This window comes from Candidatus Paceibacterota bacterium, assembly GCA_028718635.1.
Classification (GTDB): domain Bacteria; phylum Patescibacteriota; class Minisyncoccia; order Phycocordibacterales; family UBA9973; genus UBA9973.
The window spans coordinates 72,394-96,308 of sequence record JAQULK010000001.1 but is presented as its reverse complement, the minus strand read 5'-3'; the positions used below and the strand labels follow the sequence as shown (position 1 = coordinate 96,308).

The following is a 23,915-nucleotide window of genomic DNA, read 5'->3' as shown; positions in this document are numbered from 1 at the left end:
ACCCGCCGGAGGCGGGCAGGAATTTAGGCAATAGTATCTTTCAAACCTTTTGCGGGTCGGAATTTTGGAACTTTCTTTGCAGCCACTTTTACTTGCTCTCCAGTTTTTGGATTGCGAGCCATGCGGGCTGCGCGTGACTTTACGGAAAAGATTCCAAAGCCAGCAATTGAAACTTCACCTCCCTTTTTTAAGGTTCCGATGATAGCATCAAATATTGAATCAACTATTTCCTCAGCTTGTACTTTTGTACCGCCAAGCTTTCCATGTACTAATTCAGCTAATGCTTGTTTATTCATATATTTTTTAAGATGATATTTGTAATATTTCGACCTTGCCCGCCTTTGGAGGGCCATTTAACCTATATTTTTAATACCCCTACATTATATATCAAGGGTTTTTTTAGGCAAGTATTTATGTTGTTTCACAAAATTCTTAAAATATAAACTTTTTTCGGTACGGATTTTTTTCTGGTGAAAAAAATCCTGAAGTTCTCGCGCCGTCGCGCTCGAAACCCCTTCAAAAGTTATATTTCTAAGAATTTTTAGCGAGCGTACTCAATAATTCGTGTTTCGCGAATCATTGTGACTTTGATTTCTCCCGGATATTTGAGTTCTTGTTCTATTTTTATAGCAATATCTCGTGCCATAAGTTTTGCTTCAGCATCAGAAATCTTTTCCGGTGTTACAAAGATGCGGATTTCTCGTCCAGCTTGCAAAGCATATGATTTTTCAACCGCTGGAAAAGCATTTACTAATGCTTCTAGTTCTTGAAGTCTCTTTAGATAATTTTCCACTGAATCACGGCGCGCGCCGGGACGTCCGCCAGAGATAGAGTCTGCTGTTTGCACAATGATGGATTCAATAGTTTCATAAGGATAATCTTCGTGATGACTTTTCATCGCAGTAATAATGCGTTCATCTGCTCCGAATTTTTGCAAAATACGCATACCTATTTCGACATGCGTTCCTTGTACTTCGTGATCCAAGGCTTTACCGATGTCGTGCACCAAGGCTCCGGCTTTGGCGATGGCTACATCTGCTCCCAATTCTTCTGCGAGCATTCCAGCGATATGTGCCATTTCGATAGAGTGCTGAAGAACGTTTTGTCCGTAACTTGTACGGAAATATAGTCGGCCAATAATTGCGATGATGCGTGGATCAAAATTAAATATACCGCATTCATAAACCGCCTGTTCTCCTTTTTCTTTTATGATTTTATTTATTTCTTCTTTTGCCTTTTCTACCAATTCTTCGATTTTAGCCGGTTGAATGCGTCCATCTAGTATCAGATTTTCTAAAGCAAGTCGGGCGACTTGTCTTCTGATTGGATCAAATGAAGAAATGACTATTGAGCCAGGCGTATCGTCTACAATAAGCTCAACTCCGGAGGCTCTTTCAAATGCCCGTATATTCCTACCCTCTTTTCCGATTATTTTACCCTTGATTTCGTTGTTTGGAATGGTAACTACGGTTGTCATCAATTCAGAGGCAGTACTAGAAGACAGGCGCTGGATAGAAGTTGCCAAGATGTCTTTGGCTCTTCGGTCCAACTTTTCCTCATTACTATTCTCTAGTTTTTGGATTCTAACTAAAATATCTTCTTCATATTTTTTTTCAACATCTTTTAAAAGTTCATCTTTAGCCTCAATTTCGGTTAATTTTGCCACTCTTTCCAGTTCTACTATTTTTTCTGCTTCTATTTTCAATACTTTTTCTTGAATTTTTTTTATTTCTTCCACCTTCACTTTGATATTTTCCACTTCTTTATTTACCTCGACTTGTCGCGCATCCAAAAACTCGTCTTTTTTGATGAGTCTTTTTTCTGTCTCTTTAAATTCAATTTCTTTCTTTTTTTCTTCTTCTTTCAGATATGCCAGTTGTTCCTCAGACTTCTTTTTTGCTTCTTCGGTGATTTTCTGCGCTTCTTCTTTTGCGCCGACCATCATCTGTTTTATATCTATTTCAATAGACCTTCTTTTTCCTAAGGCGATGATTAGACGAAGATAGTATCCCACGCCCACACCCAACAGGAGTATCAGGGCTCCTATTAGAATTATTATTGTTGTACTCATAAGCTTTGAGCGAGCTTACAAGAAAAAACCATTATATTTTTGGTTTTAGTTTCTTGCTGGAAAACTGGAAAAAACCTTAATAAGAATCTGCCTTGCCCCGCTTGAGCGTGGGAATTTTTTCTTTAAAAACTTCATAATATATGGATATTCTTGTGAACCAACTATAAATTAAACAAAATAAATTTTTAAAATTCAACACATTAAGTATAACAGACTGTCCATATTTTGTCCATCACGTTAGAGATCGCGAGGGATCGCAGCGACCCTCTATCTCTAACGTGATCCATTTGTGTTAGAATGTTAGGATGCAATCTGGAATCCAGTCTTGGAAAAATCTTGTGATATATGCTTTTAATGCTTTTTCGATTCCGCTTCTTTTTAACACACTCTTTTCTCCATGGAAAATGGATAAAGATGCGGGCGACCATGCAGGAATACTTGAGAAATTTGTTTTTTATATTTTTTCTAGAATTTTAGGTTTTGTAGCTCGGGTAATTTTAATAATTATCGGATTAATTTTTACTTTTGTTGTAATTTTAACCTTTCCTATTTTTTTTCTTTTACCAATAAAAATTAGCAAAGAATATTTGCAAAATTTAGACAGTTTTGGTTCCTCGCTTTCTTATGGAGAGACTTATACTCTCAGCAAGCACAGCCGAGATGTAGCGGTGTCTCCTTCTCAAGGTATTTATGGCAGAGAAAAAACACTTCGAATGGTTGAACGCGGACTTTCTAAAAGCAATAGCCACAATGTTCTGTTGGTGGGAGATCCCGGGGTAGGCAAGTCTACCTTGATTTCATATTTAGGGCATTTAGGAAAATCAGGACTTTCTTTTCCTGGTATTCTTCATCACCGAGTAGTGGAATTGCAAGCGGAAGGAATTAGTTTGCAAGATTTTGATAAATGTTTAGAAGAAGCGGCGAGAGCGGGCAATGTCATAATCGTTATTGAGAATATTCACGCCTATGAAAATTTATTTGAACGGTTGATGCCTTATTTGCAATCTTCATCTTTGGGAATCATCACGACGACAGATTTCTCAAATTATGATCAGGTATTAAAAAAATATCCGGAATTTCTTTCGAGATTTGAAAAAGTGGATGTTTTAGAACCAAACAAAGAGGAGACCGTCGCCATCCTCATGAGTCACGCGAGGCAATTAAAGATCTCTATAGAACAAGACGCATTATTCGAGATAGTTCGTTTGGCAGAACGATTGATCGGCAATCAGGCTGAGCCGACTAAATCCCTTTCTATTCTGGAGGAGCTTCAAGCACTTCCTAAAAAGATAGCTATTTCCGACGTAAGACAAATAGTGTCTGACAAAACAAATATTCCGATAGGAGACATGAGTGGGAACGAGATTGAGATATTGTCGAACTTGCAAACACAAATGCGAGCGAAGATAGTGGGGCAGGATGAGGCGGTGAAAGATGTGACCGAGGCCTTAAAGCGCTTGCGCACGGGTATCGCGGACCATTCCAAGCCTGCTGGAAGTTTTTTGTTTTTAGGTCCGACTGGCGTAGGAAAAACTTATACAGCCAAGATTTTAGCCGAAAGTTATTTTGGAAGAAAGAATGCCATGATTCGTTTTGATATGAGTGAATTTTCTCTAGCTGATTCTGTGACGCCTTTTACCGAAAGGCTTGCGAGCGCTATAGAAGAAGCTCCGCTTTCCTTGGTATTTTTTGACGAGTTGGAGAAATCAAATGTCTTGATTCGCAATCTGCTTTTGCAAGTTTTGGATGAAGGACGCTTAACTCGCAGTTCCGGAAGAGAGGCTTCTTTCAAGGAAGCGATAATAATCGCGACTTCTAATGCTGGGAGTGTTGACATCATCGCTAATCCACAAATTGAAAAAAAGACGTTAATAAATAGCTTAATTCAAAAAGGGATATTTGCCCCTGAGTTTTTAAATCGATTTAATGACGTAGTGCTTTTCAAACCATTGGATCAGAGCCAAGTTAGAAAAATAACAACCTTGCTCTTGAATGAATTTTCTGAGAGGCTTTTTGCAGATAAAAAAATACGATTAGAAATCACTGATGCTTTAATAGAGAAAATATCAAGCGCTGGTTTTGATCCAGAATTTGGCGCCCGCCCGATCAAGCGCGCCATGGAGGAGATAGTGGAAAACAAAGTTGCCGAATATATTATGGCTGGAAACATTGGAGGAATGCTCAAAATAATTTAAGATTTTTTCTCTGAACTTTTCTCTGGATTTTTCTCTTGAATTTTTGATTTTGTGATTATCTCGTCAATGATGCCGTATTTTTTGGCTTCATCGGCATCCATAAAGAAATCGCGTTCCACGTCTTTTTCTATTTGAGCGAGAGACTTTCCGGTATTTTTTGCCAAAAGTTTATTTAGATTGTCTCTTGTCTTCAAAATGTGTTTGGCGGTGATAGCTATGTCTGTCGCTTGGCCTTCCACTCCGCCCATCGGCTGATGAATCATGACTTCGGCATTCGGTAAAATAAAACGCTTGCCTTTTTTCCCCGCTGATAGAACTATGGCTGCGCCCGAAGCGGCGAGTCCGACACAAAAAGTGGAAATATCCGGACGTACATGATTCATCGTGTCCACGATAGCCATGGTGGAAGTGACTGATCCACCTGGAGAGTTTATGTAAAGGAAAATATCTTTTTTGGCGTCTTCGGATTCGAGAAATAGGAGCTGAGCAATCACAATATTTGCCACATTGTCATCAATTGGCCCTGCCAAAAAAACAATTCTTTCGCGTAAAAGACGAGAATATATATCATAAGCCCTTTCTCCAAATTGTGATTTTTCTATAACGGTAGGGATTAACATCCTTTGATAATACACTTGTTTTATATTAGAATCAAGATATGCTTCTTACCCCATTCTACGACCCTGAAAAATCTTACGAAGAAAACTATGAAAAAGGACCCTTTGGAGCCTTTGCTGATGGAAAAATTGTTGAAAATAAAGGCGAGCCCAAATATGACTTTCTGGGTTTTAAAGTAAATTCACCTTTTGGAATTCCTGCCGGACCGCTTTTAAATGGAAAGTTTGCGCAAGCGGCTTTAGATAAAGGTTTTGACATTGTCACTTATAAAACGGTCCGCAGTGAGAAATATCCCTGTCATTCTTGGCCGAATGTTGTGTCTATAAAAATAGATGGGGATTTAACTTTAGAAAAAGCACAAGATAAATTAGTGGCAGATAAAAATTATAATGAGCCTCTCTCTATTACAAACTCTTTTGGTGTACCTTCATATGATCCAGAATGTTGGCAAAAAGATTTGAAAAATTTATTAAATAATATAAAACCTGGCCAGATTGTTGTGGGCAGTTTTCAAGGAACAAAAAAGGCAGGGCAGAATGCTGAAGAATATATAAATGATTATCGGATCACAGCTAAACTTCTTAAAGATGTCGGGGTGAAAGTGATGGAGGTAAATTTAAGTTGTCCAAATGAAGGCTCGAACAATTTGCTTTGTTACGATACAGAGCGAAGCGTAAAAGTAGTCGAGGCTATAAAAGAAGTTATCGCAGAAATTCCTTTAATTATTAAAATTGCTTATTTTGAAGACGAAGAAGCTTTAAGAAATTTAGTGCAGGAGGTTGGGGGCATGGTGGATGGTATTTCTGCCATAAACACCATTCCAGCAGAAATTGTGAATGAAAAAGGGGAGCAAGCGCTTCCTGGAGAAGGAAGGCTAAGAAGCGGAGTTTGTGGTCACGCCATTAAATGGGCTGGGTTGGATATGGTTAAAAGGTTAAAAAAGTTGCGAGAAAAGATGAGATATAAATTTACTATTATCGGCGTCGGCGGGGTGACCACTCCGGATGATTTTTTTGAATATCAAAAAGCGGGCGCGGATATCGTGATGTCGGCGACGGGCGCAATGTGGAACCCATATCTTGCGCAAGAGATAAAAGAAAGGCTTGCCCGCCCGTAGCTTTTTTAGCGAAGGAGGGTTAGAATAAAAAATATGCAAGATACAATTGATATTTTAAAAAGCGTCGGAGCCGTAATTACAGATAGTCATCTTGTCGGTACTTCTGGCAGACATATGGAAATATATGTGAATAAAGATAATTTACTACCTCACCCGAAGGAAACATTTGAGATAACAAAAAGACTAGCCGAAATGTGCAAAGATTTGGATGTGGAGGTAGTGGCTGCTCCCGTGGCAGGCGGAGTAATTTTAGGCCATTTGGTTGCTTATCATTTATCTAATTTAAAAGGGAAAGAAATTTTGAGCGCATATGCAGAAAAAACTGACGAAGGACCAATGGTATTTAAGAGAGGTTATGATAATTTAATTAAAAATAAAAAAGTTTTAATTATTGATGATACTGTCGCTACTGGTTTTTCTGTAAATAAAATGTTGGAAGTTGTTCGAAACTTTGGAGGAAATATTGTTGCGATGGGAGTTATCGCAAACAGAATTCCAGAAAAAATAAATAGTAAAACCTTAGGCATTCCTTTTTTATGGCTGTGCGAAATCCCAGCAAAAACTTATGACGAGAAAGATTGCCCATTTTGCAAGGCCGGAGTTCCAATAAATACAAAAGTCGGGCATGGTAAGAAATTTTTAGAATCCAAAAAATAATATTATCAAAATTGACGACCGTGTAAAAGTGATAACAAGCAATATAATGATTATCGATAAATACAATAAAAGAGCTAAAAAGATAGATTCACTTTTGTGTGTCGGGTTGGACACGGATTTTGCAAAAATTCCAAAAAGATTTTTGAAAAATAAATTCCCGCAATTTGAATTTAATAAATGGATTATAGAAGAAACGCACGAATATGCGGCTGCTTATAAGCCCAATAGCGCCTTTTATGAAGCTCGGGGAGATAAAGGAATAAGAGAATTAAAAATGACAATGGATTATTTGATTAAAAATCATCCGGACATTTTTACGATATTAGATGCCAAAAGAGGGGATATTGGGAATACAAATAATGGATATGTGCAATCTATTTTCGATTGGCTTGGCTTTGATGCTTTTACTGTGTACCCATATTTAGGATATGAAGCCGTAAAACCAATTTTGGATAGAAAAGATAAAGGAGTGATTTTACTTTGTCGCACTTCAAATCCTGGAGCAAGAGATTTTCAAGACCTAGAAGTTAAAGATAAAATGGTCAACCTGGCAGGTCGGCCACTTTGGCAGGTTGTGGCAGAGAAAGTATCAAATGAATGGAATAAAAACAAAAATTGCATGCTTGTCGTTGGTGCAACTTATCCTAAAGAAATGAAAAAGATTCGCGAAATTGCTGGCGATATGACATTCTTGGTACCTGGTATTGGAGCTCAAGGCGGAGACTTAAAAGCTACCTTGAAAGCTGGATTAAATAGCAAAGGCTTGGGGCTTATCATAAATTCTTCTCGAGGCATTATGTTTTCTAAAAATCCAAAAATTGAAGCGCAAAAACTCCGAGATGAGATCAGGAAATACAAAGTTTTCTAAAAAGTTTTCCACTTTTGGCTAGGCTTGCATATGTTCTCAGAAATGCTACTATCTCCTCTAATGTATCAACTAGAAAGCAAATCAAATATTTTTCCGAACGACGTCCATAATATTTCTGTTTCTATTATAAAAGCCCCAGTAGGGGTTATTTTTTTGTCCAAAATTTATGCTTAGCGTCGAAGGAATTATCGCAAATATTGGAGAAAAAAAACGTATCGAAATAGACACTCAAACTGGATTAATTTCAAACATCACAGAACCTTCGGGAATAGCCGACGTTGTTTTAAAAGATGAAATTATTTTCCCTGGTTTCATAGATCTGCATGTGCATGCACGGGAAGATGCGAGCCATAAACAAGATTATAAAGAAGATTTTGTTACTGCGGGAGAGGCCGCCATAAATGGCGGAGTAGTAGCGATAGGAGAGATGCCAAATAATCCAGTGCCACCAGTAGATGACGATAGTTTTGAAAAGAAGAATAATTTAGCGAAAAAATCTTCCATCACTGTGGTGCTTTATGCCGGTATTGGTCCTAATACAAAACCTCTTTCCCTCGGCCATAGCCATACAGGCGAGGCTAAAAAAGTTCCTTACAAAGCTTTTATGGGTCCGTCAGTGGGAGATTTGTTTTTTACTTCAAATGAAGAATTGGAAAAAGCATTGGAAAAATACGAAAATCAATGTGTGAGTTTTCATTGCGAAGACCCAAAAATTCTAGAAGAAAATGCAAATAAAAATACCCACGAAGCAAAACGTCCGCCTGAAGCTGAGATTTCTGCCGTAGATTTTGCTTTAAAACTCATTGAGAAATATAATCTTGTAGGAAAAATTTGCCACTGTTCTACAGTTCTCGGAATAAATAAAATTATAGATGCAAAAAAACGTGGAATAAATGTGACAGTAGAAGTCACTCCGCATCATTTGTATTTTTCCGCCGACGCTAAAGCTTTGGCGGACAGGGACGAAACAAATATGTTGCAGGTTAATCCACCGATTCGCCAAAGCAAAGAAAATCGCCTAGGGCTCATAGCATTTTTGAAAAACGGCGACATAGATTATTTGGCGACTGATCATGCCCCTCATACTATAGAGGAAAAAGGAAAAGGAATTTCTGGGCTAACGCACTTGGATACTTATGGCCCGTTTACTGCTTGGTTGATGCAAGAACATAATTTCACAGCAAAAGAGATTGAAAGAGTTTGCAGTTATAATCCTGCGAATTTTATAAATAATTTTATTTCAGATAAATACGGAAAAATAGAAAAGGGGTATGTGGGGTCGCTGACAATTCTCAATTTAAATAAACAAATTACCATTACTAAAGATAAATTGAAAACAAAATGCGGGTGGTCGCCTTTTGAAGGAATTACTTTTCCAGGCAGTGTGGCGATGACAATAATAAAAGGTAAAATTTATGCCAAATAAAAACAGTAAAACTGCAAAATTAATATTTAAAGACGGCTCCGAATTTATTGGTGAAAGTTTTGGAGGAGACGAATCCATTTCTGGAGAGGTTGTTTTTGCTACAGGTATGGTGGGGTATCCAGAAGCGCTGACCGACCCCTCGTTTAAGGGGCAAATTTTGGTTTTGACATATCCAATTATCGGAAATTATGGTGTTCCTAAAAAAGGATTTTGGGAATCGGAAAAAATTCAAGTTTCTGGTTTGGTTGTCTGTAATTATATAGATACTCCATCGCATCACGCAATGCGAATGACATTAGGAGAATGGTTTAAAAAAGAAGGAGTTCCGTTAATTGAAATTAAAGACACGAGAAAGTTGACGCAAAAATTACGAGATGAAGGGGTTTCCTTGGGAAAGATAGTTCTAGCAGGAAAAGATATTTCTTTTAATGATACCAATTTAAATAATTTAGTTTCTGAAGTTAGTACAAAAGAAATTTTATCGTTTGGCACCGGAGAAAAAACTATTGTACTGATAGATTGCGGACAAAAACAAAATATTATTAGAAGACTGATAGCGCGCAAATTTAAAGTGGTGGTTGTTCCTTGGGATACTGATATTACGAAACTGAAATTTCCCTTGGATGCGGTAATTATTTCTAACGGTCCTGGAGACCCTAAAAAAGTAAAAACTACTATAAACAATGTCAAAAAAATTATTGCTCAAAAAATCCCTACATTTGGTATTTGTTTAGGAAATCAGATTTTGACGCTGGCTTTGGGCGGAACTACCTACAAGATGAAATTCGGCCATCGTAGTCAAAATCAACCTGTGGTGGAACAGGGAACAAATAAGTGTTATTTAACGACCCAAAATCATGGTTTTGCAGTTAAAAAAATTCCCAAAGGATTCAAGGAATGGTTTTATAATGCTAATGACAACACCAATGAAGGGATTATTCACGAGAGTTTGCCTTTTATGTCTGTGCAATTTCATCCAGAGAGTTCTCCCGGACCGCTTGATACTGATTGGATATTTGATTTCTTTTTAGAAAAAGCTGGAGTCATAAAATCAAAAATAAAAAATCATAAAAAATAGCAAAGTAAAATTAATGAAAAACAAAAAAGTAAAATTAATGAAAAAAGTATTGGTGCTCGGAAGCGGCGCGCTAAAAATAGGCGAAGCGGGTGAATTTGATTATTCTGGTAGTCAGGCAATTAAGGCTCTGAAAGAAGAAAAAATCAAGGTTATTTTAGTCAATCCGAATATTGCCACCTTCCAAACTTCTAAAACTTTAGCAGATGAAGTTTATTTTTTGCCGGTTGATGATTATTTCGTGGAGAAAGTGATTGAAAAAGAACGGCCTGATGGAATTATGCTTTCCTTCGGCGGACAGACAGCACTCAACTGCGGATTAGCTTTGGAGAAAAAGGGTGTTTTTGAAAAATACAAAGTAAGAGTTTTAGGTACGCCGACTTCATCTATTGAGCTGACAGAAGACAGAGAAAAATTCGCGAAACATTTGAGAAATATGAATATTCCTGTTCCGCCTTCTGGTACTGCCGTAAATCTCAAGGAGGCAAAAAACATTGCGGGAAGAATTGGTTTTCCAGTAATGGTGCGAGCAGCTTTTGCTTTAGGCGGGCAGAAATCCGGCATTGCTAATGATGGAGAAGAGCTAGAAGAAATTGTAAAAGGGGCGCTGGCAGTGTCTTCGCAGGTTTTAATAGAGAAATATCTGCATCATTTTAAAGAAATTGAATACGAAGTCGTGCGCGACAACCTCGGCAATACTATCACAGTCTGCAATATGGAGAATTTTGATCCGCTTGGAATTCATACTGGAGACTCTGTCGTAGTTGCTCCTAGCCAGACCTTGAACAACGACGAATATCACGGGTTGCGAGAAGCCAGCATAAAAATTGTTCAAAGTTTGGGAATAATCGGCGAGTGCAATGTGCAGTACGCTCTCAACCCAAATCCTAAAAACGGCACATTAGACTATTTTGTCATAGAGGTAAATGCTCGGCTTTCTAGATCCAGCGCGCTCGCGAGCAAGGCCACTGGGTATCCTCTGGCATATGTGGCAGCTAAATTATCTCTTGGCAAGAATTTGCTTGAAATAGAAAATAAAATTACAAAAGTCACTCAAAGTTTTTTTGAGCCGGCGCTTGATTATGTGGTGGTAAAAATGCCGCGCTGGGATTTGGAAAAATTTATCGGGGCGCACGAACAGATAGGCAGTGCTATGAAGTCTGTAGGGGAAGTGATGGCTATCGGCCGCAGTTTTGAAGAAGCGTTGCAAAAAGCGGTACGCATGAATTCCGGCTGTGTGGAAAGCGTCACTGACAATGGTTTTAAAAATGGAAAAGAAGTGGAAAAATTTTTAAACACTTCGACGCCAAGGCGGATGTTTGCTATAGCAGCCGGCATAAAAAAGGGAATTAGTTTAGAAAAAATTCACAAAATAACCGGAATTGATTTGTGGTTTTTGCACCGAATAAAAAATATAGTGGAAACTGAGAAAAATTTTCTAAAAAATAAAAAACTCGATAAAGAAAGCGTGTTGCTTTTAAAGCAAAATGGTTTTTCAGATAAAAAAATCGGTGATTTATGCGGGAAAGATGAATTGCATATCCGAAATTTGCGAAAAAGCATGAAAATTATCCCAGCAATATTTTCCATTGATACCTTGGCAGGGGAAGTGCCTGCAAAAACAAATTATCTATATCTTACGTATCACGGAAACCATTATGATGTATCTCCTTTTAATAAAAACGCGGTAGTGGTGCTAGGCAGCGGACCCTATCACATCGGATCTTCTGTGGAGTTTGATTGGTCTTGTGTGAATGCTTCTTTGGCTTTGAAAAAATATCATAAAAAATCTATTATTGTAAATTGCAATCCAGAAACTGTTTCTACGGATTATGATATGTCGGATAGATTGTATTTTGAAGACTTATCTTTTGAGACGGTCGCGGATATTTTTGAATTTGAAAATGCTTTCGGAATAATAATCTCAGTCGGGGGACAAAGACCAAATAATTTGGCCCAGAGCTTGGAGGAAGCCGATTTTCGTATTTTAGGTACGAGCGCGGAAAACATCGATCGGGCGGAGGATCGCAATAAATTCTCGGAACTGCTCGACAGTCTCGATATTTTACAGCCCAAATGGACCAGCTTTACCAGCATGAAAGAAGCTCTCAAGTTCACCGATGAAGAAAGTTTTCCAGTGCTTGTTCGCCCATCCTATGTGCTCTCTGGGGCGGCGATGAGGGTGTGTTATAACGAAAAACAATTATTGGATTTTGTTACGAAAGCAACAGTGTTGTCTCCAAAACATCCGGTCACTATTTCTAAATATGTGGAAAATGCCAGAGAATTAGAATTTGACGGAGTGGCCCAAAAAGGAGAGCTCATGATTTATGGCATATCCGAACATGTAGAAAATGCCGGAGTGCATTCCGGGGATGCCACCATTGTTTTTCCCACTCAGCGCGTATATGCTTCGACTGAGTTTCAAATTCGCGAGATTTCAAAAAAGATTGCGCGCTCTCTCTCTGTGACTGGGCCATTCAATATTCAATTTTTAGTGAAGAACAACAGACCGTTTGTGATAGAGATAAATTTGCGCGCTAGCCGGACTTTTCCACTTTTGTCTAAAGCGATGGATGCTAATTTCCCAGAAATAGCGGTGGACAGTTTTTTCAATAAAGCCAAAATACATGATTTCGTATATCCAAAAAGCGTGGTTGTAAAATCCGCGCAGTTCTCTTTTGCGAGACTGCTCGGCGCGGATCCAGTGTTACGGGTAGAGATGTCTTCTACTGGAGAAGCTGCTTGTTTCGGCAGGGATTACGACGAAGCGCTTTTAAAATCGATTTTAAGTACGAATAAATTTGATTTTAAAAATAAAAATGTCTTTCTTTCCTTGGGTGGAGATTTGAACAAGGTTAAATTTTTTGAGACAGCGAGGATATTGATCTCCTTAGGCTACAAAATTTTTGCGACAGATACTACCGCCAAATTTCTTAAAAACCAAAATATTGAATGCACTGTGGCTCGCAAGGCATATCAGAGGTCGCCGAACATTATCGACATAATTGAAGACAAACAGGTTTCTTTTGTGGTAAATTTAAGCAAGACTGAGGAAATCGAAGTGATGAAAGAAAAAGAAATAAAACGTATGCTCGCCGATGGTTTTCAGGTGCGTCGTGCCACGGTCGACAATCAAATTCCTTTGTTTATCGATCTACACCTAGCGCGCGCATTTATCAAGGCCTTGGCGCGATACTCGATTGATGATTTGGAAATAAAATCTTATAAAGAATATTTAAATAATTAAAAATCCTATGATTAATATAATCTCATCCAATCAGTTAAAAAAAGAAGAAGTTGAGAAAATTTTAGCTCGCGCAGAAAAGATGGAAGAGGATTTGCGCAAGGGAACTGTAGAACAAATATTAAAAGACAAAATTGTAGCTTGTATTTTTTTTGAGCCATCGACTAGAACTCGGTTGTCTTTTGAAACGGCAGCACTTAGGTTAGGAGCAAAAGTTATTTCCTCGGAAAATGCAATGGAAAATTCTTCTGCGTATAAAGGGGAAAAAATTGAAGATACAACCAAGGTACTTTGTTCTTATGCGGATGTTATTGTTATTCGTCATCCTATTGCGGGGACATTGGAAAAAGCAGCTCTTGTTACCACTAAGCCAATTATTAATGCTGGGGATGGCGCGATACTGCATCCAACACAAGGATTGCTTGATGTGTATACTATTAAAAAGGAACATAAAAGAATTGATAATCTTACTATTGGGTTTGGAGGAGATTTATTAAATAGCAGGACGGTGAAATCTTTGGTACCGTTTTTGCGACAATATAACGGAAATAAGTTCTATTTTATTTCACCCAAAGAATTGGAATTGCCGAGAGAATATATTAAAGAATTAAAAGATGCTGGTGTGGTTTTTGAAGAACTGCGAAGTTTAGAAGAAGCTTTGCCAAAATTAGATATACTTTATATGACACGAGTGCAAAAAGAGCGCTTTGCCAATGTCGCCGATTATGAAAAAGTAAAAGATCTATTTATTCTAAGAAAAGACCATCTCAAAAAAATGAAAAATGATGCGATCATTATGCATGCCTTGCCAAAAGTAAATGAAATAGAGTCGGAAGTTGATGCCGACTCTCGCGCAGTTTATTTTCGCCAAGCCCAAAATGGCCTGTATGTCCGCATGGCGCTTCTTTGTTATGCTTTAGGATTGTAGATTTACTGTAACTTTATAAACTTTCTTAATTTTGACAAACTTTATAAAGTTTGATATCATATCCTGCATGGATATAGTAAAAAAATTACAAGTTATTAAACAAGCCACTGGATTAACCCAGACTAAATTAGCTGAACGGATCGGCGTTTCTTTTGTGGCCTTTAATAGCTGGTGGACGGGCAAATCAATTCCTCGACCTAAAATACAGATTTTGATTGATGAGTTATTTTTAGAAGTGACAGGGGAAAAAATAATTCCGATAGATCAGCTGGTGGCTAAAAAACAAATCCTAAATAAAAAGTCTCAAGAACATAAAAACATTATTGCCACCATACTAAACAATCCGGATATTAGAGATACATTTCTATTAAAACTTACATACAATAGCAATAAAATAGAAGGGAGCACCTTAACCGAACCAGATACTGCGTCTATCCTTTTTGATAATGTTTCTTTGCCAAATAAAAGTTTGACTGAACAATTGGAGGCCAAGAACCATCAAACAGCTCTTATTTATCTTTTTGAATATATTTCAAAGGGCGGGAAGTTGGATGAAAAATTAATATTGAGGCTGCACAGTATTTTAATGAATGGCATTCTTTCTGATGCGGGGACATATCGCAACCACGCAGTGAGAATTTTGGGGGTTAATTTGCCGGTTGCCAATTACATGAAAATACCCGATTTAATTCCAAGTATTATTAAAGAAATGAATAAAAAAACTAAAGACATAGTTGCCTTAATCACGGAAGTGCATAGCCGTTTTGAGCAGATTCACCCTTTCTCTGATGGAAATGGGCGTATCGGACGGATTTTAATATCTGCCATGCTCCTGAAGTCTAATCTTGCGCCTGCTATTATCAAGCAAGAAAACAAGAGATTGTATTATACTTATCTTTATAAAGCTCAAACCAAAGAAGATCAAAGCCAGCTGGAGGATTTTCTTTGTGATGCGATTATGGATGGATTTAAAATTTTGGGAAGAAAGGACTGAAATTCTTTGGTGTGAATATAATAAGCGTATAACTTTTTTTTACAATTTCTTGTAGTCTGAAGACAGATTATCGGATTAATTATCCACCAATCCATTTTGAAACAATCTTTTAAGTCTATCGTCATCTCCTAATTCCTGAATCAATTTTTCTATCTTCTCTTTAATTTTTTGTTGTTCCAAATATGAACATTCTGATAATTGTTTTTCCAATTTTTTTATTTCCATTTCAATTTCTTTACGGTCTTTCTTCTCAGGTTTTATACTTAGATCTTCTGGCGATGATTTTTTAAAATTATTACTAGATTCCATAAATTTATAAAATTAATTATTTTACAATATCTTTTGTTGCATAGTTTTTACTGGTTTTCTAGAAACTGAAATATTTTTTCGTTGGTGAGGACGTTTTCGGCGTGCATGCGAGCGCGCTCGGGGTCGGCGTCTTTATAGTGTTCCAAAATAGCTGCGACTTCGTTGGCGACTTGCTCGGGGTCGGCGACTATTTTTTCAACTTTAGCTATCTCATTTAAGATAAGAGCAAGCTTGGCTTTCTTCTCGGCATCCGTTCTGAATTCTTTTCTCAAATCCTCTTTGGTTTTATTTAAATGTTTCAAATAGTCTTCAAATTTCAATCCCATTTGAGTAATGTCGGATTCCATGCGGTATAGAATTTTATCTAGTTCAACTTCAACCAAAATCTCAGGCAAATCCATAACGCTATCCTCGACTATTTTTTCTATAATTTTCAATCTGGTCTTTTCTTTTTGTTGGTTTTCTTTTTCTAGTTTTATATTTTCTTTTAGTTTTGTTTTGAAATCCTCCACATCTTTGAAAGGACCAAGACCTTTTACAAATTCATCATCAAATGCAGGGAGTTCGGGTTCCACCTCATCCCCCGCCTTCTCCGACCCCTCCTCAGTCCTCCCCGAAGGGGAGGAAGAAATTCCCCCCTCCCCTTCGGGGAGGGGTTGGGGAGGGGTTGCCATATGCACCTTGGGTGCGCGAGATTTACGGATGTCCATAATGGTGGCTTCTAAATCTTCATCAGAGACGACGATATTTTTTTCAGCATCAGTAATTTCAGAAGTTATTTTCTTAGAGATATTTTTATAGTCAGGAAGTTTCATCTCCGGCAAGATGGCGGTTTTTATTTTAAATCCTAAAGGATTCTTGCGCGCTAATTTTATAATTGAAATTTCTGGGCGACTTATGGCATCTATTTTTTCACTCTCAATTATTTTAGGATAATGTTCGCTCAAAGCCATCTCTGCCATTTCTTCCAAGATGCTGATTTCTGGAATTTTGGAAAGTAAAATATTTTCCGGCACTTTGCCCTTGCGGAATCCGTCCGTCTCAAAATTCTCGCCGATTTTCTTGAGCGCTTTCTCGTAATAAGATTCAAAAATCTCAGCGTCTATTTCACCTTCGATTTCTACTTCGCTTTTTGGTAATTTGTTTACAGTAATTTTCATCCCGTTAGAGGCAGGTCGCGTTCGCATTGAACTTACATACTGCCTAAATTAAATTAATAATAATTTTCTAATTCTTCTTCCCATATGCGACCGCGGCCTCTAACGGGATTACATCAATAAAATAACTAAAAGCAAGGCAACTATGTTTAGGATTTTTATCATAGGGTTGATGGCAGGGCCGGCTGTGTCTTTGTAAGGATCTCCGACAGTATCACCAGTAACTGCAGCTTTATGAGCCTCACTTCCTTTGCCTCCGTGATTGCCTTGTTCTATGTGTTTTTTAGCATTGTCCCATGCGCCTCCGCCTGAGGTCATCGAAATGGCAACGAAAAGTCCTGTAACGATGGAGCCGACAAGAAGACCGCCTAAAACAACAAACCCTTTTTCTTTTCCAAAAAGAACAATCACTAAAATTGGAGCAAGGACTGGTATAAGGGCGGGCAAGATCATTTGCTTGATAGCGGCACCCGTAATGATTGAAACAGCTTTTGCGTAATCCGGTTTTGCAGTGCCTTCCATAATTCCTTTTATTTCTCTGAATTGTCTTCGGATTTCTTCTACCACTTTTCCGGCAGTTTTTCCCACTGCTTCCATGCAAAGCGCTCCGAAATAGTAGGGAAGAAGTCCTCCTAAAAAGAGTCCCATAATTACAAATGGATTACTTAGATCAAAATTGATACTTTTTCCAGCTTTTATAATTTCTTCTGTATAAGAGGCAAAAAGAACCAGTGCGGCAAGTCCAGCAGAACCGATAGCATAACCTTTTGTAACAGCCTTGGTAGTGTTTCCAACTGCATCTAAAGGATCAGTGATGTTTCGAACTGATTCTGGAAGTTCTGCCATTTCTGCAATACCTCCCGCGTTGTCGGTGATAGGACCATAGGCATCTATCGCCACAATTATCCCTGTCATTGAAAGCATAGACATCGCAGCTACGGCGATTCCATAAAGTCCGCCAAAACTATAACTAATCAATATTCCTAAAACGATTGTGATCAAAGGCAAGGCAGTAGCTTTCATGGAAATAGCCAAACCTTGAATAACATTTGTGCCATGACCGGAAGCCGATGCTTCCGCGATAGATTTTACGGGATAGTATTTTGTAGAAGTGAAATATTCTGTAATGACGACAAGCGCTCCAGTAACAAAGAGACCAACCAAAGAGCAAATGAATAAATCTATTACTGCATATTTTCCATTTCCTGCCATAAGAATATTGGTAACAGGATAAAATAAAACAGCTGCGATGACACCAGAGGCGATGAGGCCTTTGTATAAGGCGCCCATTATATTTTCTTGACCCTCCTTGCTTTTGCCTAAGCGCACAAACCAAGTACCGATAATAGATGCGAATATTGCCATACCGCCTATTACGAGAGGGTAGATGACTGCATTTTCAAAACCGACAAAAAGAAGCGAGCCGAGCAACATCGTAGCGACTGAGGTGACAGCATAAGTTTCAAATAAATCAGCTGCCATGCCAGCGCAATCCCCGACATTGTCCCCGACATTGTCTGCGATAACTCCGGGGTTTCTTGGATCGTCTTCTGGAATGCCTGCTTCAAGCTTGCCTACAAGGTCAGCGCCGACATCGGCTGCTTTTGTAAAAATTCCTCCGCCCAATCTTGCAAAGATTGAAATAAGGGAAGCGCCGAAACCAAGCCCTACAAGCGCAGGGACATCTTTTGTAATTGCATAAAAAGCTGTTACGCCCAAGAGAGCCAAGCCGACTACTAAAAGTCCGGTAACTGTACCGCCCTTAAAGGCCAGGGAAAGCGCTTCATTTATGCCACTCTTAGCAGCTTCGGTCGTGCGGACATTTGCTCTGACAGATACGTTCATACCTATATAGCCTGCAAGACCAGAAAAAATAGCTCCGACTAAAAATCCAAAAGCCATAGTCCATCCGAGTTTTGGCACCAAACCGATGATAAAGAAAAGGATCACCGCAATAATGCTGATAGTTTTATATTGTTTATTTAAATATGCGCTAGCCCCTTCTTGAATTGCTTTCGCAATTTCCTGCATGCGAGTATTTCCAGGACTCTTTTTTAATATTGATTTAGCCAAAAACAAACCGTAAACAATAGCGACAAACGAACTAATGATCGCAAACGATAAAAATTGATTCATCCCGTTAGAGATAGGGAATGCTTTGCATTCCCGTACCATAAATTAACTTATTAATGTCGACTAAATTTATTATAACAAAACATTTTTAATTTTTATATTAACCAACTGATCTCTAACGGGATTCATCCCAATAAAATGACTTCTAACGGGATTCATCTTCCTTAACGTCTTCTTCATTTTTAACAACTTCTTTTTCTGTTTGCGCAGACAAATCATCGCCTTTTATGTCTATCCTCCAGCCGGTCAGTTTGGCGGCGAGGCGCACATTTTGTCCGCCTTTGCCGATGGCGAGCGACAGCTGATCGTTGGCCACTTCCACGATGGCCTTGTGTTCTTTCTCGTCTATAACAATCGAAATAACTTTGGCTGGAGAAAGAGAATTAGAAATGAATTGAGAAGGATCAGAGGACCAAGGAATGATGTCGATTTTTTCTCCGGAAAGTTCGGTGGTGATAGTGTTTACTCTGGTTCCTTTTTGGCCGACGCAAGAGCCGACTGGATCGATGTGCTCGTCGTTTGAATAAACCGCAATTTTTGAACGAGCGCCTGCTTCACGCGCAATAGATTTAATCTCTACTATGCCGTTTTCTATCTCTGGCGCTTCTATGGCAAAAAGTTTTTCTACAAATTTGGGATGAGTTCGAGAAAGGCGCAAGTTGATGCCTCGATGAGTGTCTTCCACGCTATAAAGATAAGCTCGGATTCTTTGTCCGCGAGTCCAATATTCTCCTGGGATTTGTTCTTCGGTAGGCAATATTCCGGTAGCTCTGTTGAAATCGACATAGACGTTTCCTCTTTCTACTTTTTGCACTATGCCGGAAATAACCTCGCCCTCTTTGGTGCCATATTCATCTATAATAGAAGTGCGTTCTGCCTCGCGGATCTTCTGGATGATGACTTGCTTGGCGGTCTGTGCGGCGATGCGTCCATAATTGTCTTTTTGTTCTAGTGGAAAAATTATTTCGTCATTTAGCTCGGCTCCCTTTGTAATTTTTTTTGCGTCTTCGAGAAGAATGTGATGTTCGGAATTAAAATGCACGCGCTCGTCTGCACCCCCTCCTTGCTCCTCCCCCTTATTAAGGGGGAGGTTGGGTAGGGGTCTTTCGTCATCCATAATGGCGATACTTTCGTCTACCACGATTTTTACTTGGAAAAAATCTGTTTTACCAGTTTCCATATCGAACTTTGCTCGGATGATTTGTCCTTTCTTGCCATAATCTTTTTTATAAGCAGCGGCCATCGCTTGCTCTATAGCTTCCAGTATTTTTTCTTTTGGGATTTTCCTCTCTTCCTCCAATTGTTCCAACGCTGACCTGAATGTTTTTATGTCTAACATAAATTTTTTTGCACCAGACAGCACCTTAGGCGCTGTCTGGCTATTAAGTTTTTAAAAATAAAAGCCCTGTTGCGACAGGACTTACACACTAGAATAATATCATAGATGGTATTTTTTTGCAACCTAAAAATTATTTTATTACCGACATATAATTTTTCAGCATGAAGATAGAGTCGGATTTCAAATGATTTCTAATCCACGCTTTTTCTTTTTCACTATCAACAAGTTCCCCCAATCCCTGCAAAATTTGATTGCCCTTTACTTTTTCTATAAATGCTATGCAAGCAGCCAAGTATTCCTTGGTGGTTTTGCCGGTTCTTTCTTTGATAACTTCAGCATTAATATCCCAACTATTTTTGGCAAAAAAGTGAATATCATAAATGTCTCTCATTGCGGTTTCGCTTCTCAAGGTCAAAGCCGAGAGTTTGCTCGCAAACAAATAATCTTTTTTGGCGACAAACATGGAGATGCCAAGATATTCCTTCATCTCATAGTGGTCTTGAATGTTTTCTATCAATTTTCTAACATTAATTTCAACCTTGATATTATGGTCGTCATCACCGTAGGAGAGCAGAGCAAAGACAGTAAATCTCTTGATGTATTGATCTTTGACTTCTCCGTATCTTTTTAAGATAGCAACAATTTTTTCAAATACTATTTTTTGATTTTCGTCATTCACCACCAACAAATCAAAATCCAAGTCCACCGAGAACCTTGGCAGATTATAGAAAAAATAGGCGCAAGTGCCACCCTTGAATCCCAAGAGCGGACTGATCGTAATATCGGTATAGATGTCCTTCAAAATCCGACTCATTATTAATTGATGTTTTTGCCTATTCAACATTTTTTTCTTGATAATTTTTGCGATATTTATTCAATCGTTTTATTAATTCTTTGTTGTTGTAAATTTTTACTAATTCATTGCATTTACCCCAGTCGATCGATTTCAAATTATCAAAGTAATAATTCGGAAATAAATAAATCATATCCAAGAATGCCCTTTCTGCGGTGGCCACGCTGTAGTTATCTTTATTGACAACACCAGTGGAATTAAACAGGATAGCATCTTTCAATTTTCTGAAGGTAAAAGTATTTTTATCTATAGTCATTGTTTTAGGCCATTTAGAAGCTACAAATATTGTATCGTAGTGTTGGAAAATGACACCGGCCTCTCTCAAAACTGTTTCGAAGCTGATATAAGACGGAGTGTAAATACTGGTTGCCAATTCTTTTGGATTGTAATCTTTTTTTTTAGCAAAAACTCCCCGAGTCAATCTGATTAGAGCTTTTTGTTTTACATAGTAGGCAGTTTTGGCGTATAAACTTTCTTCGTTATTTTCCTGCCAAATCAAAGCCAAATCCTTGTTAGATAGGATTGTTTTTGGTGATTGATATAATTTTGCTATTAAACTGTCCATATTGATAATGTTTGACCGAACTGATAATTACTCACAGTTTCATTGTATTTTATTATAAAAAGTTAGTCAACACTCCTTTTTATTTCAAATTAAAGTAATAATGGGCTCCCTTCATGCTGAAGGGAGCCCATTTGAGATCGACCTTAGAGTGGATTGCCACCCAGGTCCCAGACACAAACAGTGTCTGGTTGATTTGCCAGATGGGAGACATAGAATCTCCCGCTGGCAGTGTCTGTTGTTAATAAAGGGCGGTGGTCACCACCACCTCCGCTGATATTAGTTACAATTGGGGTAATTTTGCCAGTAGCTGGGTCTATTTTGATAATAGAATACCCATCTGCCGTCTGGACTATACTGTATAATCCAAAGGGATCATATGACAAGTCGCTTGGCCCGTTGCCATAAGCTAGGCCAGCGTCTATCGTGTTGATACCACCACTAGTGATGTCAACCACAAACAACGCGTTCCTAGTAGGGGGGTCTCCTACAGCTCTTGCCATAAAATTTCCCCTGTCGGTGATAAAAAGTTCTTTTTCATCACCGCTAAGTGTTATACCGCTTAGCTCACCAACATTGATCAAACTCACAATGTTGGTTTTTGCAGACAGGTCTTTCGCATGCCTGTCTACCACGACATCCCATTCACCGGTGTATCTTGATATGTAAACACCGGTTGCCCCGACGGCGATGTTTCCGTCAAAGGGACCGTTTACAAAACCTGACGTTTGGTTGACGTCTGAATTTGCTCTGGCCATCCAGGGCATCGTCGAACCACTGTTATAATCAACCCACATTAAATACAGACTTGATGCGGATGGATCAGCAATGATTGTAAACGGTTCGCCGTTGCTGGCGATTTTTGTTTCCAGTTCAGTTTTTGGTTGACCAGTACTTTGGTCAACGACCTCAACGAATACCCCTGTTCCCTTTTTACAGATAACGTAAGCATTCGTTCCTAGGAGTGCAATGTTACTACGATTGCACCCCATTGACGTTTCCCAAAATGTTTCTCCATTTTTGTCAGACTTTACCAAAGAATCTAGGCCTGACGTTGTGGTGATGATAGTGAACAGGTTGCCTGTCTCGTCAACAGCAGTTCTCTTAGTCTCTCCATCCATTTTGAAAAGTGGCGATGGTGGCGAAGGTGGCGTGCATGACTGTGTTAATACCGGCGCCGTTGACGGCGCACCTGTACAACCAGCTGGCAAGTAGCCAATCGTCGTACGGTTTTGGTGTCCGCTTGGGTCACAAGCAGACCATTCGGTGTACGTGTAATCTGTGCACATCTGAACAGGCGGTGACAGTGGTGGAGGCGGTGGAGGCGGTAATACCTTTACCACCTGAATCTGTGTCGTAGAAGCGACACAGACTTTCCCTACGCATACCAAGAGGTAATATGTACCCTCTTTTGTTTTCTTTGGGATCTTGCGAACAATACCCCCCGACCATGTACTTTCGTCCATGGTCACTTTCTTGCTCCCAATAGATATCTTTTTCTTGCCACTCGTCAAATAAAATTTGACGGTGGCTTTTACTATCTTTGTCTTTGTTCCACTACCCACGATCGTAACAACGATCGTGAAATTACTTCCCGTTTTGGCAATCGACGGTACGTCGATTGCCTGCACTGAAACGGCGGGAACATTTCCCGCATAAACTGTTGTCGTAAAAATAAACGACAACAGTACTACGAGAATAGAAATTGCTTTTTTCATCTTTCTACCTACCTTTCTTTCTTTGCACCGACGCGCTAACTGGCCGTCCGCGTGCATTTTTTCACTTTTATTTTAAACCCAACCCAAAAGGTCAGGTTGACTTTTTTAGTTGTCAGAGAACTGACATTGTTTTCTTTAGGTACCATACCACATTTCTACAGAAATAGCAAGCTGAGTCGCATAGTTATCCACACCTTTCATTTTATCCCCACACCTATCCAAATAGGTTGTGGGGATTTATTTAAGACTTTCGGAAATTCTTCTTTTAAGTTGCCCAAGTGCTTTTCCATCTTTCTTTAGATTATATTCTCTAGTTCGGGCATCACTTTCACTAGCACAAGCTTCATAATATCGAAGCTCAAAAGGACGTCTAGCTTTTGTTGAACGATTAAGTCCGTTATTGTGTTCCGAAAGTCTTCGCTTCAGATCATTGGTTGATCCAACATATAGTTTTCCATCTTTTAAACTCTTAAGAATATAAACATAATACATAATAATTATTATATGACCTCCACACCTTTTGAGCAAAAGTATAGTGAAAGGGTTATCCCCCACACCTTTCTTGGTATTATTCTGCTTTTTCATTAGAAGTACCACTACGATTACAATTTATATTAAAATAAATATTATTATTAACTATTTTTATTA

At 38.7% G+C, this 23,915-nt stretch carries 20 protein-coding genes; 9 read left to right on the top strand and 11 right to left on the bottom strand.

Translation table 11 applies throughout. The annotated features are described in order from the left end of the window. Nucleotides 1-23: 23 nt before the first annotated feature. Both PHT16_00465 and rny read right to left on the bottom strand, forming a co-directional pair. A complete protein-coding gene (locus PHT16_00465; GenBank protein MDD5720912.1) occupies nt 24-353 on the bottom strand; it encodes an HU family DNA-binding protein in 330 nt (109 codons plus the stop codon). A 188-nt stretch (nt 354-541) separates the two neighbouring features. Continuing rightward, complete coding sequence (rny, locus tag PHT16_00460) at nt 542-2,071, bottom strand: ribonuclease Y (GenBank protein MDD5720911.1); 1,530 nt, start codon at nt 2,069-2,071, stop codon at nt 542-544. Between the two features lie 305 nt (nt 2,072-2,376). Between rny and PHT16_00455 the strand changes: the two genes are divergently transcribed. After that, nucleotides 2,377-4,266, top strand: a complete 1,890-nt coding sequence (locus PHT16_00455) for an AAA family ATPase (protein ID MDD5720910.1) — start codon at nt 2,377-2,379, stop codon at nt 4,264-4,266. Here the strand turns inward: PHT16_00455 and PHT16_00450 are convergent. Beyond that, a complete protein-coding gene (locus tag PHT16_00450; protein ID MDD5720909.1) occupies nt 4,263-4,886 on the bottom strand; it encodes an ATP-dependent Clp protease proteolytic subunit in 624 nt (207 codons plus the stop codon). The genes PHT16_00455 and PHT16_00450 overlap by 4 nt on opposite strands. A 38-nt stretch (nt 4,887-4,924) precedes the next feature. Between PHT16_00450 and PHT16_00445 the strand changes: the two genes are divergently transcribed. The 8 genes from PHT16_00445 to PHT16_00410 all read left to right on the top strand — a co-directional run bounded on the left by PHT16_00445 (nt 4,925) and on the right by PHT16_00410 (nt 15,196). Next, nucleotides 4,925-6,001 carry a dihydroorotate oxidase gene (locus PHT16_00445; GenBank protein MDD5720908.1) on the top strand — a complete coding sequence of 359 codons (1,077 nt, stop codon included), beginning with the start codon at nt 4,925-4,927 and terminating at the stop codon, nt 5,999-6,001. A gap of 33 nt (nt 6,002-6,034) precedes the next feature. After that, a complete protein-coding gene (locus PHT16_00440) occupies nt 6,035-6,658 on the top strand; it encodes a phosphoribosyltransferase family protein (protein MDD5720907.1) in 624 nt (207 codons plus the stop codon). Nucleotides 6,659-6,704: 46 nt separating this feature from the next. After that, nucleotides 6,705-7,526: an orotidine-5'-phosphate decarboxylase gene (pyrF, locus tag PHT16_00435; protein MDD5720906.1), complete on the top strand. Its 822-nt coding sequence runs from the start codon at nt 6,705-6,707 to the stop codon at nt 7,524-7,526. 166 nt (nt 7,527-7,692) lie between these two features. Beyond that, entirely contained in the window at nt 7,693-8,952 is a 1,260-nt protein-coding gene (locus PHT16_00430; protein MDD5720905.1) for an amidohydrolase family protein, read from the top strand. Further along, a complete protein-coding gene (gene carA, locus PHT16_00425; protein MDD5720904.1) occupies nt 8,942-10,030 on the top strand; it encodes a glutamine-hydrolyzing carbamoyl-phosphate synthase small subunit in 1,089 nt (362 codons plus the stop codon). The genes PHT16_00430 and carA overlap by 11 nt, the downstream gene beginning before the upstream one ends. Nucleotides 10,031-10,043: 13 nt before the next feature. Continuing rightward, the gene (carB, locus tag PHT16_00420) at nt 10,044-13,277 is read left to right on the top strand and encodes a carbamoyl-phosphate synthase (glutamine-hydrolyzing) large subunit (GenBank protein MDD5720903.1); all 3,234 of its coding nucleotides are present in this window, start codon (nt 10,044-10,046) and stop codon (nt 13,275-13,277) included. Between the two features lie 7 nt (nt 13,278-13,284). Beyond that, the gene (pyrB, locus tag PHT16_00415; GenBank protein MDD5720902.1) at nt 13,285-14,202 is read left to right on the top strand and encodes an aspartate carbamoyltransferase; all 918 of its coding nucleotides are present in this window, start codon (nt 13,285-13,287) and stop codon (nt 14,200-14,202) included. 67 nt (nt 14,203-14,269) lie between these two features. Then, nucleotides 14,270-15,196, top strand: coding sequence for a Fic family protein (locus PHT16_00410; protein ID MDD5720901.1), 927 nt, complete (start codon nt 14,270-14,272; stop codon nt 15,194-15,196). Between the two features lie 75 nt (nt 15,197-15,271). On the opposite strand, the gene PHT16_00405 is transcribed toward PHT16_00410, so the two are convergent. From PHT16_00405 to PHT16_00370, 8 genes are all read right to left on the bottom strand, one after another. Continuing rightward, nucleotides 15,272-15,505: a hypothetical protein gene (locus tag PHT16_00405; protein MDD5720900.1), complete on the bottom strand. Its 234-nt coding sequence runs from the start codon at nt 15,503-15,505 to the stop codon at nt 15,272-15,274. 47 nt (nt 15,506-15,552) lie between these two features. Further along, nucleotides 15,553-16,665: a trigger factor gene (locus tag PHT16_00400; protein MDD5720899.1), complete on the bottom strand. Its 1,113-nt coding sequence runs from the start codon at nt 16,663-16,665 to the stop codon at nt 15,553-15,555. 108 nt (nt 16,666-16,773) lie between these two features. Then, the gene (locus PHT16_00395; protein ID MDD5720898.1) at nt 16,774-18,798 is read right to left on the bottom strand and encodes a sodium-translocating pyrophosphatase; all 2,025 of its coding nucleotides are present in this window, start codon (nt 18,796-18,798) and stop codon (nt 16,774-16,776) included. A gap of 142 nt (nt 18,799-18,940) precedes the next feature. Further along, the gene (gene nusA / locus PHT16_00390; GenBank protein ID MDD5720897.1) at nt 18,941-20,134 is read right to left on the bottom strand and encodes a transcription termination factor NusA; all 1,194 of its coding nucleotides are present in this window, start codon (nt 20,132-20,134) and stop codon (nt 18,941-18,943) included. Nucleotides 20,135-20,264: 130 nt separating this feature from the next. Continuing rightward, complete coding sequence (locus PHT16_00385) at nt 20,265-20,978, bottom strand: nucleotidyl transferase AbiEii/AbiGii toxin family protein (GenBank protein MDD5720896.1); 714 nt, start codon at nt 20,976-20,978, stop codon at nt 20,265-20,267. Beyond that, nucleotides 20,968-21,552, bottom strand: coding sequence for a hypothetical protein (locus tag PHT16_00380; GenBank protein MDD5720895.1), 585 nt, complete (start codon nt 21,550-21,552; stop codon nt 20,968-20,970). The genes PHT16_00385 and PHT16_00380 overlap by 11 nt, the downstream gene beginning before the upstream one ends. Before the next feature lie 143 nt (nt 21,553-21,695). Next, nucleotides 21,696-23,267 carry a beta-propeller fold lactonase family protein gene (locus tag PHT16_00375; GenBank protein MDD5720894.1) on the bottom strand — a complete coding sequence of 524 codons (1,572 nt, stop codon included), beginning with the start codon at nt 23,265-23,267 and terminating at the stop codon, nt 21,696-21,698. Between the two features lie 237 nt (nt 23,268-23,504). Then, entirely contained in the window at nt 23,505-23,852 is a 348-nt protein-coding gene (locus tag PHT16_00370) for a GIY-YIG nuclease family protein (GenBank protein ID MDD5720893.1), read from the bottom strand. Between the last annotated feature and the right edge of the window lie 63 nt (nt 23,853-23,915).